Below are 14291 nucleotides of genomic sequence, written 5' to 3' on the forward strand. Positions count from 1 at the left end.
CACGCTCATCACTTACGCCACTTCCGAAGCCGATAGATTACCAAATCGGCGATCCCTACTTTGAAACTCGTCGATACATGCTTCCAGATCGGATTTGGTAAAGTCCGGCCAGAGAGTATCCGTAAATACAAATTCTGCATAGGCCGCCTGCCAAAGCAGAAAGTTGCTAATCCGTTTTTCACCGCTCGTGCGGATAACAAGATCCGGATCAGGCAGACCCGCCGTATCGAGAAATGACTCCAGGACCTCAGAAGTCAGAGTGTCTTCGGTATGTCCCGCCGCGATAGCGCGCTTCGTCGCGCGGAGAAATTCATCCCGTCCGCCATAGTTAAACGCAATATTGAGTTCAAATTGTGAATTATCCGCCGTAGTGGATTGCACCCGGTTAATAAGAGCCAAGAGGTCGGGTTTTAATCCCTCACGAGACCCCAAGATACGAATTCTTACGCCCCGATCATGCAGGGTTTGTAAGTCTTGCTCGACATATTCGCGTAGCAGGTTAAAAAGCGCCGCAATTTCAGCTTTTGGCCGAGACCAATTTTCTGTCGAAAAGCTATAAAGCGTCAGACACTTCACCCCTATCTCCGACGCGGCTTCGACAATGCGGCGAACGGTTTTGACCCCCGCCTGATGCCCAAAGACGCGCGGACGATGTCGGGCTTGCGCCCAACGTCCGTTCCCGTCCATAATAATGGCTATATGGGCCGGAAAACGGTCGTGATATGTCGACGTAAGCCCCAAATTTAGACCTGCATAATCTCTTTGGATTTGTGTTCTAGCGCGCTGTCAATTTCACCAATCACCGCGTCTGTTGCTTTTTGAACGTCACTGGAATGCGCCTTGTGCTCATCCTCAGAAATTTCCGAAGCTTTTTCCAGCTTTTTGAGCGTGTCCATCGCATCCCGGCGAACATTTCGGACCGCGATTTTCGCGTTCTCGGAATAGGTTCCGGCAACCTTGGTCAAGTCCCGGCGGCGTTCTTCCGTCAAAGGCGGCATAGGGATACGCAGGGTTTGACCGTCTGTGATTGGGTTGAGTCCTAGCGTGCTTTGACGCAGCGCTTTTTCGACGGCAGTAACCATGGTTTTGTCCCAGACACTGACCATCAACATACGCGCCTCTGGAACGCTGACAGACCCGACCTGATTGAGCGGCACTTCAGACCCATAGGCATTAACATGAATCCCGTCCAAAAGTCCGGCGTTGGCGCGGCCCGTTCTCAGCCCGCTAAATTCATTTCTGAGAGACGCGAGTGCGCCGTCCATTCTTTTGCGGTAATCCGCCATTTTAAAATCAGCCATTTGGCGTCTCCAAATTCTATTTCGTCTAACCCTTACGCTAGGCTAAATTAAGCCCGGATCACGTTCGTATTGTGGTGCAGGTTCCCTTGCCCGACATGACTTTGTCAAATCCGCCCTGCTCATGCAATGAAAACACGATAATCGGGATGTCATTCTCTCTCATCAAAGTCACAGCCGCTGCGTCCATCACTTTCAAATCATCCGTCAGAACTTTTTGATAAGTCAGCGTGTCATAACGTTTAGCCTCCGGATTGAGTTTGGGGTCGCTGTCATAAACTCCGTCAACCTGCGTGCCTTTAAGCAAAGCCCCGCACCGCATTTCCGCCGCCCGAAGCGCCGCCGCTGTGTCGGTTGTAAAATAAGGGTTCCCTGTGCCTGCAGCGAAGATAACAACCCGTCCCTTTTCCATGTGACGAACTGCGCGGCGGCGGATATAAGGCTCGCAGACAGTCTGCATAGGAATGGCGGACAGCACGCGCGTATCCACGCCTTGCTGTTCCAGCGCGCTTTGCATCGCCAAAGAGTTCATAACAGTCGCCAACATGCCCATATAGTCGGCGGTAGAACGCTCAATTCCGCCTGCCGCCGCGCTTAATCCGCGAAAGATATTGCCGGCACCGATGACAAGCGCAATTTGGAGGCCTTTGGCATGGGCCTCTGCCACTTCTTTGGCAATCCTAGCCGTCATTTTGGTATCAATTCCGTACTCTTGATCCCCCATTAGGGCTTCACCGGAAAGTTTTAAAAGAACGCGGTTATAGTTATATGTCGTCATGGCCTACCTGTCATGCCCCAGTCAGAAAAGACTCGGTTTTTAAGGGTTATAACGTTTGAGACGAGTGATGCCAGTGGTGATTGTCCGTTATGCTCCAAGAGTATCACAGACATAGGCAAATTCCGGGCAAGAAAAAACCGCACCTCAAACGAGACGCGGTTTTCTAATCTTACCCGAAACCGTTTGGTTCCGAAGTTTATGCGAAGTTACGCACCTTTAACAGCGGCCGCGACTTCTGCAGCGAAGTCTTCTTCTTTCTTTTCGATACCGTCGCCGACGCCCATGCGGACATAGCCAGTCATTTTGATATCTGCGCCAAGGGCTTTGGATTCATCAGCAATGACCTGCTCGATGGACCGCTCGCCGTCCATGACAAAGATCTGTGTCATAAGAACAGATTCCTTGAAGAATTTGACCATGCGGCCTTCGACCATTTTATCAACAATGGATTCCGGCTTGCCGGATTCCAAAGCTTCCGCTTTGAGCATTTCACGCTCTTTTGCCACCAAATCCTGATTCAAATCATCAACTGTCAGAGCCAGCGGGTTTGTCGCGGCAATGTGCATAGCGATTTTTTTGCCAAGCTCTTCCAGCTTTGCGACATCACCGGCAGATTCGAGCGCGACCAAAACACCGATTTTACCCATGCCTTCTGTCGCGGCGTTATGGATATATCCAGCTACGGCGCCTTCTGAAACAGTCAGACGCTCCATGCGGCGCAGAGACATGTTCTCACCAATTTTGCCAACAAGTGTGGTCAAATGGTCTTTCACACTCTCGCCAGAAGCTGTTTTCGCTGCAGCCAATTCTTCTGTGCTGTCGACTGTAACAGCCAATTCAGCGATTTCAGAAACGGCAGTTTGAAAAGCTTCGTTCCGGGCGACAAAGTCTGTCTCGGAATTGACTTCGACGACGGCGCCGGTCTTTGGCGCAAGCGCAACCGCGACAAGGCCTTCTGCGGCAACGCGGCCGGCTTTTTTGCCGGCTTTAGCGATACCTTTGGTGCGAAGCCAATCCGCCGCCGCTTCGAGGTCGCCGTCTGTTTCGTTCAATGCTTTTTTACAATCCATCATACCGGCGGATGTTTGATCACGCAGGCTTTTCACCATTGCGGCTGTAATCTGTGCCATGGGAGGTCTCCTTATGGGTCAATCAATAAATAGGTTCGGCCCCTATTTGGGGCGCGAAAAGAAAAATGGAAGGGGCGAAGTTTCCGCCCCTAAATTTCAAAGTCGAAGCTTAGGACTTCTTACCTGAAACCATAGCTTTGGCTTGCTCAACCCAGTCACCCGCCGCAAGCTTGCCGCCAAGGTCATGAGCTTCTTCTAGCTCTTCAATCTGCTTTTCAGTCAGCTCTGACATAACTTGCAAAGATGTGATGCCGGCGTCTTCAAGCACTTTCTTGTACTTCGGGCCAATGCCGTCAATGTCGGCAATATCGCTGAGATCAGGCTTCACGTCTGCTTTCTGCTCTGGCGTAGCAGGCTGAGCCGTTGTCGCTTCTTGTGCTGGAGATGGAGCCGCTTCTTCTTTAGCCGGAGCGGCCTCTTTGGCAGGAGCTTCTTCTTTAGCTGGCTCCATATTCATGGCTAGCTCTTCCGGATTTTCGGACGCGCCGAGGTCAGCTCCGACAGAGGCCGCGGCTTCTGTCATGCCGTCAAGAATAGCGTCAGCAACCAATTCGCAATAAAGTTGGATGGCGCGAGCCGCGTCGTCATTGCCTGGGATTGGCATGTCGGCAGATTCAGGATCACAATTTGAATCTAGAACGGCGACGACAGGAATGCCCAGACGGCGGGCTTCCAAGATAGCGATGCCTTCCTTGTTTGTGTCGATGACAAACATCAAATCAGGCTTGCCGCCCATGTCTTTGATACCGCCGAGAGCTTTTTCGAGCTTTTCCATTTCGCGGGCAAGCTTGAGGTTTTCTTTCTTGGTCAAGCCAGTATCTGCGTCTGCGCCTTCGTCGCCGAGCATGGCTTCAAGCTCTTTCAGACGTGTGATGGATTTCGTTACAGTCTGCCAGTTTGTCAGCATTCCGCCGAGCCAGCGGTGGTTGACGTAATATTGAGCAGAGCGCTTCGCCGCAGCCGCAACAGGCTCTGACGCCGCGCGCTTTGTACCCACAAAAAGGACACGACCGCCCTTGGCGGCAACGTCACGGACTTCTTTCAAAGCCTGGTGCAAAAGAGGAACTGTCTGGGACAGGTCAAGAATATGAATGTTTGAACGGGCACCGAAAATATACGGGGCCATTTTTGGGTTCCAGCGATGTGTCTGGTGACCAAAGTGAACGCCAGCTTCGAGCAATTGACGCATTGAAAATTCAGGTAGGGCCATGGATATCTCCTTGTTCCGGTTGACCATATGCAGGGTGTGAAGTCTCCCCACCACGGGGCCACTCACCGGAATGGACGAAAGGCTATATGCCGGACGCCCGCACCTGCATGCGAATTAGTGGGGGCGACATAGCGTAAATAGGCCGGGATGCAAGGGATTTATTCGGATGGCTGATATATTAAACAGTTTACCGGCCTCTAAAACCGTAGCGGCCGGTGAATCGGGCTAAAGCGCGTTAAGCCGCGATCTCGCGGATGATTTCGACGGCCTGATTGACTCTTATCGCCTTCTGAATTTTCAAATCGATTCCCCAGCTTCCGGCGAGCTTCCAACTGGCCTCACGAGTTTTATCCAAAGGCGCCGTAATCTTGATATAGCCGGCATTTTGATAGGGCGCGTTTTTGAGCTGATGAAGAAGCGTCTCCAGAGAATCCAGCGTCTCTGCCGTGGCGTTTCTGAGGCGGATATCGATACCGACAATTTTGGCTTCGGGCGGTTTCGCATCCAAGGCCGTCATGGCTTCGGCGAAAAGGCGTACATCCCCGTCTCCGCCCTCAGCCTTGACCTTGACCTGCACCAGATTTCCGGGACTGAGATAATCCCGATTGGCCAATAGGATCTTCTCCGTAAATAAGACCTCATATTCTCCGGTCGGATCAGACAAAGCAACGAAAGCAAACTTCTTACCGCGTTTGGACAGACGCTCTTGTTTGCGCAAGACGACACCCGCGAGGTTAAGTTTACACTCCTTGCCGCTTTTGGCAAAGCGCTCACCAATATCAACAGCGCTCGTGCATTTATTGAGACTACCTTTTTCCAGATGTTCATCCAATGGATGCCCGCCCAGGTAAAATCCGACTGCGCCGAGTTCATGATTTAGCGTTTCTATCGAGCCCCACGGCGGAGCATATTCCAGATCAGGGTCTTCCATGGGCACGGCGTCGCCGAACAAGCTTACCTGATCGCTGGAGCGCTCGCGCGCAGCCAAGGTGCCTATATCTTGTAATATTGAAGAAGAGGCCAAAACGCTGGCCCGGTTCAGGTCGAGACAATCAAACGCGCCGGCCCGCGCCAGATTTTCTATAGCGCGTTTGTTGACAAGGCGCATATCAACGCGGTGGGCAAAATCGTATAAATCCTTGAACGGACCGCCCTCCTCCCGAACGCTGATGACATGGCGCATCGCGTCCAGTCCAACATTTTTGAGCGCCCCCAAAGCGTAAAGGACCTTACCGTCTTTCACATCGAAATCCGCCTGAGACCGGTTCACGCAGGGCGGCTCAATCTCGAGCCCCATGCGTTTACCCTCTTGATAAAACTGCGCCAATTTTTCGACATTGGCGAGATCAAGAGACATAATCGCGGCGATGAATTCCGCCGGATAGAGCGCTTTCAAATACGCAGTCTGAAAAGAGATCATGGCATAGGCAGCGGCGTGGGATTTGTTAAACCCGTAACCCGCAAATTCATTGACGAGTTCAAAAATTTCGCCCGCCAAACGGCCGTCCACATCGCGCTGAACGGCGCCGTCGATAAATTTCGACTTTTGCCGATCCATTTCCGCTTGGTCTTTTTTACCCATGGCGCGGCGCAGCAAATCCGCATCCCCCAAAGAGAACCCGGACAGGGTTTTCGCGATCTCCATCACCTGTTCCTGATAGATGATAATCCCGTAAGTCTCTTGCAGGATAGATTCCAGTTTGGGATGGGGAAAGGTAATTTCCTGACGTTCAAACTTTCGGTCAATATAATCCGGAATGTTCCTCATCGGGCCCGGACGGTAGAGCGAAATCAAGGCGGTTAGCTCTTCGATTGAGCCCGGCGCCATTTTCCGGAGCACGTCGCGCATCCCGGAACTTTCAAGCTGGAACACGCCCGCCGAGAGACCTTCGGAGAGAGGAGCGTAGGCCTCGGGCGTGTTGGTGCTGATTTTCGACCAGTCGACAGTAATGTCGCGTTTGGAAAGATATTTCAAACAGCGGTCGATCACCGTCAGGGTTTTCAAACCCAGAAAGTCGAATTTCACCATGCCGGCTTTTTCGGCCCACTTCATGGTAAACTGTGTGGCCGGAATATCAGAGCGGGGGTCGCGGTAGAGCGGGACAAGCTGTTGCAGAGGACGATCGCCAATGACAACACCCGCCGCATGGGTCGACGCGTTACGATACAGCCCTTCGAGTTGCAGCGCCGTATCCAAAAGCGCGCGGACGGACGGCTCCGCTTTGCGGGCGTCCTGTAGAGCTGGCTCCATGTTAATGGCCTGCGCCAGAGAGACGGGGTTGGCCGGATTGGACGGCACGAGCTTCGCCAGGCGGTCAACTTGACCGAGCGGCATTTGCATCACCCGACCGACATCGCGCACGACGGCGCGGGCCTGCAAGGTTCCAAAGGTGATAATCTGCGCCACCTGCCCGTCGCCATATTTCCGGCGCACATAATCAATAACTTCGCCGCGGCGCTCCTGGCAAAAGTCGATATCGAAATCGGGCATGGAGACCCGTTCCGGATTGAGAAAACGTTCAAACAGGAGACCGTATCGCAGCGGGTCCAAATCCGTAATTGTCAGCGCCCAAGCCACAACGGATCCCGCGCCGGAGCCGCGCCCCGGTCCGACGGGAATGCCGTGATCCTTGGCCCATTTGATGAAATCGGCAACGATCAGGAAATACCCCGGGAATCCCATATTTTCGATAATGCCGAGTTCGAAATCGAGCCGTTCGAAATAGGCCTCTTCCGTATCGGCCATATCAACGACCTCAAGCCGTTTGCGAAGGCCGTCTTTCGCCTGCTGCGCCAGAATATCTGCCTCTGACAAAGAGCCGTCACCAAAGTTAGGCAAAATAGGTTTACGTTTTTCGGATTTCACGGAGCAGCGACGCGCGATATTTAAAGTGTTCTCAATCGCGTCTGGTAAGTCTGCAAAGAGCTCCAGCATCTGCTCGGGCGATTTTAAATAATGATGCCCCGTTAGCTTGCGCCGGTTCTTTTCCAAAACATAAGAGCCTTCCGACATAGCGAGCAGAACGTCATGAGCTTCGTGCATTTCAGGATCGAGATAATAAGGCTCATTGGTTGCCACGAGCGGGAGAGCTTTATCATAAGCAAAATCAAGAAGGACTGGTTCGGCCTTTTCCTCCTCAGGCGTATTATGGCGCTGTAGCTCAACATAAAGCCGGTCCGAAAAAAGAGACATTAAGCGGTCAAGCCAGCTTTCCGCCTCTGCCATTCGGTCTTGGACAATCAGCTTGTTTAGCACGCCATCAGGCCCGCCCGTCAACGCGATGACGCCTTCAGTTCGGCCCGTCAGAAAGTCTGCTTTCACATGTGCCAAATCCGTCGGCTCAACATCCAGAAAGGCCGAGGAAGACAGAGCCATGAGGTTCTCATAGCCTTTTTCATTCTGAGCAAAAAGAACGAGCGTACCGTCCGGGTCTTTACGAATTTGGCCAGGCTGCAGCGGCACGCCGATATCCATAGATAACGTGACCCCGATAATCGGCTGCAGACCAAAGCCCGCCATCGTGTCGGAGAATTCAAGCGCGCCGCAGAGGTTATTCGTATCAGTCAGACCGACAGCCGGAAAATTCCAATCCGCGCACCGCGCGCCAAGCGGCTTCATTTTTAGGGCGCCCTCCAACATAGAATAAGGCGAGCGCGTTCGAAGAGGTACAAAATCAAGACGACGAACAGCCATGCCCTCTCCTTTCAATCAGCCCTAATTTACTCAGGGCATCTCTTATATCAATCGAGGGCTATCCCCCCAAGACCATCATCCACATCGTCATTACGCCGACGAACCCTGCCAGAACGGCGCCTGAAACGATATCCATTGCGAGTTGTTTTGCCATTTTTATCCCCAATAAAACTGTTGATGTTCTGTCTTTGTTCTATACGTCTTTGCACAAGAGTCAAACTGATTCTGGGGATATATTCCTGCTCTTCTGTGGATAAGTGATTCCAGAGCATGCGGAAAGGACCGGCGAGGTGTACCCGTCCCGCAAGATGAGTTGTCTGAGGTTTAAGCTGCGGCGGGTTAGACTCTGCCTGACGCTTTCAGCGGAACGACAAGGCCATCACGTACCGTAAAGACACGATCCATATATTGCGTCAGTTCCATATTATGCGTCGCGACGAGAGCGGCGACCCCTTCCCTGCGGGTCAGGTCAAACAGGCTTTGGAACACCGAAGAGGACGTGGCCGGATCAAGATTTCCGGTCGGCTCATCCGCCAATAGGATTTTCGGCTTATTCGCCAAAGCCCGAGCAATAGCGACGCGCTGCTGCTCTCCGCCCGACATTTGAGACGGCTTGTGATGCATTCGGGCCTCTAGCCCCAAGAGCGTTAAAAGCCGCCGCGCCTCAGCTATGGCATTGCGCTCGGTCTTGCCGGCAATCATTTGCGGAATGACGACATTGTCCTCGGCCGAGAACTCTTTTTGCAAATGGTGGAATTGATAGACAACGCCGATGGTTTCGCGGCGGATGGCCGTGCGTTTATCGTCAGAGAGTTTCAGACATTCCCGTCCGCCAATATAGACTTCTCCGGCATTAGGTTTTTCGAGTAGTCCGGCAGCGTGAAGCAGCGTAGATTTCCCTGAGCCGGAAGGCCCGATCAGGCCGACCATTTCGCCAGGAAAAATATCTATATCCGCGCCGGACAGAACGTTCAGCATGGACGGGCCGGACTCATAAGAACGGTGCAGGTTCCGCACAGACAGGATGGGTCGGGTATGGCTCATGTCATCCCCCTATTCATATCTCAGGCCTTCGACCGGATCGACTTTCGACGCGCTGAGAGCCGGAAAGAAGGTGGCGGCGGCAGAAATAAGGAACCCCCAAAACGCGACGCCAAAGACTTCTGTCCAGACGATCTTGGCCGGGATGCCGCCAGAGAGCTGATAGACATCTTCAGGAAACAATTCTGTCCCCGTCACAAATTCAATCGCGGCCTGAACAGCGCCAATATTCAAGCAGAACAGGATGCCGAAAATCAGCCCGGCAAGAGTGCCGAGAATTCCGATCATTGCGCCCGACATGAAAAAGATGCGCAGAACCCCTGCGCGCGACGCCCCGATTGTTCTGAGGATTGCGATATCCTTCGACTTGTTTTTCACCAACATTATCATCGAGGCCAAAACGGGGAACGCCGCGATAATCACCACAATCATAAAAATAAAGCGCATGGCGATTTGTTCGGTGCGCAGGGCAGTCGCCGTTGTGGCGTTCCGGTCTTTCCACGTCGTGATGAAAACTGGCTCTTGAGCCGCATTTCCGACAGGCTTTTTCAATACGTCAATCATATCCGGATTATCCAGTCTGAGCTGAATCTCGCCGGAGAGTTTGCCCCCGTCAAAGAGAAGCGTCGCTTCGTTGTAATCCATATAAATATAGGTTTGATCTGTAACCAAGAGTCCGACCTCGAAAACGGCTCCAATCGTGTAGACCTTTTTAATCGGTTGCGGGCCTGTGACAGTTGTGCGTGTGCGGGGCGAGAAAACCATTAGCTTGTCCCCTGCCCGAAGGCCGAGTCCCGCTGCCAAGCGCGCGCCGATCGCTATGGTCTGATCAGACCCTGCGCCCAGTCCGAATGTCTCCAGGCTGCCTTGCGTTACGGAGTCCGAGATGAGATCGTATTCTTTTAAATTTTCGGGCCGAATACCGATCACTTGGGCCAAGGAAAACTGCCCGTTGGCCTGCACGCCGGTATAGCTCTGATTGAATTGAAAGGCTTCATCCACGCCCGGTACTTCGGCAAGGCGCTGCTCCATTTCTTTCATGCTTTCTGGCGTCGGTTGCGGCGAGGAACTCGCGACATACATGTGGCCTTCGCTTCCGACTGTCAGGCGGATCATATCATCACGAAAACCGTTCATGATTGACATAATGATGATCATCGCGGCAATCGCCAGCATGATACAAGTAAAGGAGATGGCGGCGATCAAGCCCACGCCGCCTTGGGATTTCTTCGCCCGTAAATAGCGCATGGCGATACGGCGCTCAATCGCGCCGAAGGGTTTGTTTTGCTTTATGGGAACGTCTTGGCTCAAGAGCCGAGTTCCGTTTGCAAGAACACTATAGCCGCCGCCGGGCTGAGTTCATGGCGTTCACCGGAGCGGCGGTTTTTAATCTCCACTACGCCCTTTTTGAGTCCCCGCGGGCCAATTGTCACTTGATAAGGCAAGCCGATGAGGTCCATACGAGAGAACTTGACCCCGCCCCGGTCAGATGTGTCGTCGTAAAGAGGATCGCATCCTGCATCTGAGAGTTGATTGTAAAGGTCTTCGCACGCTGCATCCGCTTCGGCGTCCCCTGCTTTCAGGTTAATGATGCCGACCCCAAATGGCGCGACCGATTTTGGCCATATAATGCCGGCTTCGTCGTGGCTGGCTTCGATAATGCCGCCAACCAAACGCGACACACCGACACCGTAAGAGCCCATCATGGCGACATGCTCTTTGCCGTCAGGGCCCATAACTTTGGCCTTCATCGGCCCGGAATATTTGTCACCGAAATAGAAAATATGTCCGACTTCGATGCCGCGCGCCGTGAGCTGCTTGTCTTCGGGAATTTTTGCAAATTCGTCCGCGTCGTGCATCTCGTCCGCTGCGGCATAGAGAGCCGTTCTCTCGTCCACATAGTTTGAAAGGTCGCCGGAGAAATCAACGTCCCCGGGTGCGTCCATTTCGACCAGGTCTTTGTGACAGAAGACTTCGCTTTCGCCGGTCTCAGCCAAGATAACAAATTCATGGGACAAGTCCCCGCCAATCGGGCCTGTATCCGCTTTGACCGGAATAGCCTTGAGGCCCAGACGCGAGAACGTATTGAGGTAAGCCACAAACATTTTGTTGTATGACAGACGAGCCGCTTCCTTATCGATATCAAAGCTATAAGTGTCTTTCATCAGAAATTCGCGGCCGCGCATAACGCCAAATCGCGGACGTGTTTCATCGCGGAACTTCCACTGAATATGATAAAGAAGCTTGGGTAAGTCTTTGTAAGAGCGGACATAACTGCGGAAGATATCCGTGATCATATCTTCATTGGTCGGCCCATAAAGCATCTCGCGGTCGCCGCGATCTGTGATGCGGAGCATTTCAGGCCCGTAAGCATCATAGCGCCCTGTCTCTTTCCAGAGGTCTGCGCTCTGAATTGTCGGCATGAGCATTTCGACCGCGCCGGCTTTGTTCTGCTCTTCGCGGACAATGCGTTCGATATTTCGGAGAACCTTCAGGCCAAGCGGCAGCCAGCTATAAATACCGGCGCTGTTTTGCTTAATCATCCCCGCCCGCAACATATATTGGTGCGAGGCAATAGTGGCTTCAGCCGGTGTCTCTTTCAGAAGCGGCAGGAAGTAATTGGAAAGACGCATAAAAGACTCGATTTAATAAAGGTTCGGCATAGCCCGACTTTTCCAAGGCAACAAGTCAAAGCCTCTGCTAGCGGGAAGATTTTATTCGTCAGCCGGAGAGACTAATAATCGTTTTGCTTAACCAGCGCCCCAAACATGTCCCAACTCAACCAACCCGAGACGATCAGGCCGCAAGCGATAATCCAGAGAACCGTTGCGACAGCTGAGGTGATTAGAAACTTCTTCTTTATCTGGCTGTCTACAGGCGCTCCGGGTTCTGAGCCCTGAACAACGTCGTCAGATTCTGCCTGTCCTTTCACGCCGATGGGTAAAACGGCAAACAGCACGACCCACCAAATGATCAAATACATAACCAGTAAAGAGAACCAATTCATGAGAGCTAGTCCTTAGTGACTTTCCATCAATTCGATTAGCACGCCGCCCGCATCTCCGGGATGGAGAAAGACAACGGGCGTGCCATGTGCGCCAATTCGAGGTTCGCCCAAAACGCGCATACCGCGTTTTTCCATCAAGGCCTTGGCCTCGTGAATATCACCGACTTCAAAGCAGATGTGATGCTGTCCGCCCTTAGGGTTTTTCTCCAAGAACTTGATAATAGGTGATTTTTCACCGTAAGGTTCAATCAACTCAACCTGCCCGCTCGGGAGGTTGACGAAGGCAAATTTCACGCCCTGCGGCGCCAGAACCTCGGGCTCTGTGCAATCTGTTGCGCCAAGAATATCGCGATAAAAATCGAGTGCTTTTTCAATATCCGGGACGGCAACACCGACATGGTTTAAAGGGCCAATCATGTTTTCACCTTATGAGCTATAACTTCAACAATTGTGCGTTTATCTGTTCGTTCTCTGACGCGGCGCTTGATCCGTGAGGTCAGCTTCTCTTCGATCAGTTCCTCATCCTTGAGCGCTCTTTGCGACAGCTCGTCATAAGCCTCCATCGCGGCGTCTTCAACAATATCCAGAAGCACTTCCAAAATCTCGCCGTCTTTCCCTTCAGGGAAACCGCTAATACGGGGCTCGGGGCCACTGACAATCCGGCCTTTCTGGTCGACCACAAGGCTGACACTAACATGCCCTGCATAAGCCATTTTGCGGCGGAGGCGGAGACCTTCATCCAAAGAGGAAACAATCGCCGTTCCGTCCTGATGCAGGCGTCCTGATGGCGTTATATCTACAACTTCCGGGCCACTCGGGGCAATCCGTATCATTTCGCCGTTCTTCGGCGGGTAAGCTTTTTTAATGCCAAGAGATTTTGCAAGCCGCGCATGTTCCAGTAAGTGACGACGCTCCCCGTGGACGGGTATGGCAATTTCCGGCTGCACCCAGTCATACATACGGGTCAACTCATCTCGGCAAGGGTGACCCGACACGTGGATCGGGCGGTCTTTTTCCGTCACGATATGCACGCCGTCATCAGCCAGGGCATTTTGCAGGGCGAAAATATTTTTATCATTGCCGGGAATGATTTTGGACGAGAAGATAACAACATCATCTTCGCCAAATTTTACATTGCGGTGCAGTCCGGCAGCGATACGCGACAAGGCCGCGCGCGGCTCCCCTTGGCTACCTGTACACAGATAAAGAACGTGCGCCGCCGGCATTGAGGAGGCTTCCTCCTCACTGATCAAAGCGCCGACATCTTTTAGCAAGCCGACTGACTTGGCCGCGCCGACCATGCGTTTCATGGAGCGTCCAACAAGACAGACAGATCGGTTATTTTCTTTGGCCGCCATCATGACGGATTCCAAGCGGGCCACATTAGACGCGAAAGCTGCGACGGCGACGCCGACGCCTTTATATTCGCGGATGACTTTCTCCAGTTCTTCGCGAACGCCCTCTTCAGATCCGGCTTCGCCTGGGGTGAAGACATTGGTTGAGTCGCAAATCATAGCGGTCACGCCTGCTTTGCCTAATTCACGCAATGCTTGTTCATCAACAGGTTCACCGATTTGCGGCGACGGATCAATTTTCCAGTCACCCGTATGTAAAACGGTGCCTAAGGCAGTCTTGATAACGAGCGCGTTCGGTTCTGGAATTGAGTGTGTCAGAGTAATCATGTCGAAATCAAACGGGCCGAGACTAAATGAGCCTTTCAGGGGCACGTCCCGAAGTTCGACGCTGTCGAGCAAACCGAACTCGCTCAGGCGATCTTTAACCAGGTACATTGTGAACGGCGTCGCATAGACCGGGCAGCGCAGACGCGGCCAGAGACGGGCCAATGCGCCCATATGATCTTCATGGGCATGGGTCAGCACAATGCCGAGAATATTGCCGCGCTGTTCCTCTAGGAAGGAAATATCGGGCATAATGATTTCAACGCCGGGTGTATCCGGGCCGCCAAATGTCACGCCGATATCAACAATAACCCATTGGCGGTTATCTTCCGGGCCGAAGCCGAAGGCATTGAGGTTCATTCCGATTTCGCCGCTTCCACCCAAAGGCAGAAAGACGAATTCATCGCCCTGTTTTTTACTTTTTTTCATAAATTATCTTTGTTCTGACGAAAGT

General features: G+C 52.7%; 11 protein-coding genes and 1 pseudogene. All 12 read right to left on the bottom strand.

The window, feature by feature from the left end; genetic code table 11:
- Positions 1-12 precede the first annotated feature (12 nt).
- Positions 13-741, bottom strand: coding sequence for an isoprenyl transferase (locus tag ACNA05_RS00145; protein ID WP_415809337.1), 729 nt, complete (start codon positions 739-741; stop codon positions 13-15).
- Between the two features lie 2 nt (positions 742-743).
- A complete protein-coding gene (gene frr / locus ACNA05_RS00150) occupies positions 744-1301 on the bottom strand; it encodes a ribosome recycling factor (protein WP_415809339.1) in 558 nt (185 codons plus the stop codon).
- A 58-nt stretch (positions 1302-1359) separates the two neighbouring features.
- The gene (gene pyrH, locus ACNA05_RS00155) at positions 1360-2076 is read right to left on the bottom strand and encodes a UMP kinase (RefSeq protein ID WP_415809341.1); all 717 of its coding nucleotides are present in this window, start codon (positions 2074-2076) and stop codon (positions 1360-1362) included.
- Positions 2077-2282: 206 nt separating this feature from the next.
- Complete coding sequence (gene tsf, locus ACNA05_RS00160) at positions 2283-3206, bottom strand: translation elongation factor Ts (protein ID WP_415809343.1); 924 nt, start codon at positions 3204-3206, stop codon at positions 2283-2285.
- Positions 3207-3600: 394 nt separating this feature from the next.
- A pseudogene (gene rpsB, locus ACNA05_RS00165) lies at positions 3601-4416 on the bottom strand (30S ribosomal protein S2); the annotation flags it as partial.
- A gap of 235 nt (positions 4417-4651) precedes the next feature.
- On the bottom strand, positions 4652-8110 hold the full coding sequence (gene dnaE / locus ACNA05_RS00170) for a DNA polymerase III subunit alpha (protein WP_415809345.1): 3459 nt from the start codon (positions 8108-8110) through the stop codon (positions 4652-4654).
- Between the two features lie 339 nt (positions 8111-8449).
- Complete coding sequence (locus ACNA05_RS00175; RefSeq protein WP_415809347.1) at positions 8450-9154, bottom strand: ABC transporter ATP-binding protein; 705 nt, start codon at positions 9152-9154, stop codon at positions 8450-8452.
- Between the two features lie 9 nt (positions 9155-9163).
- A complete protein-coding gene (locus ACNA05_RS00180; protein ID WP_415809349.1) occupies positions 9164-10462 on the bottom strand; it encodes an ABC transporter permease in 1299 nt (432 codons plus the stop codon).
- A complete protein-coding gene (gene proS, locus ACNA05_RS00185; protein ID WP_415809350.1) occupies positions 10459-11784 on the bottom strand; it encodes a proline--tRNA ligase in 1326 nt (441 codons plus the stop codon). Before proS ends, ACNA05_RS00180 begins: the two co-directional genes overlap by 4 nt.
- Before the next feature lie 101 nt (positions 11785-11885).
- Positions 11886-12158, bottom strand: a complete 273-nt coding sequence (locus tag ACNA05_RS00190; protein ID WP_415809351.1) for a DUF1467 family protein — start codon at positions 12156-12158, stop codon at positions 11886-11888.
- A 12-nt stretch (positions 12159-12170) separates the two neighbouring features.
- Positions 12171-12575, bottom strand: a complete 405-nt coding sequence (gene mce / locus ACNA05_RS00195; RefSeq protein ID WP_415809352.1) for a methylmalonyl-CoA epimerase — start codon at positions 12573-12575, stop codon at positions 12171-12173.
- Complete coding sequence (locus ACNA05_RS00200; protein ID WP_415809353.1) at positions 12572-14266, bottom strand: ribonuclease J; 1695 nt, start codon at positions 14264-14266, stop codon at positions 12572-12574. The genes mce and ACNA05_RS00200 overlap by 4 nt, the downstream gene beginning before the upstream one ends.
- Positions 14267-14291 lie beyond the last annotated feature (25 nt).

This window comes from Litorimonas haliclonae (assembly GCF_965138505.1).
GTDB classification, from domain to species: domain Bacteria; phylum Pseudomonadota; class Alphaproteobacteria; order Caulobacterales; family Maricaulaceae; genus Litorimonas; species Litorimonas haliclonae.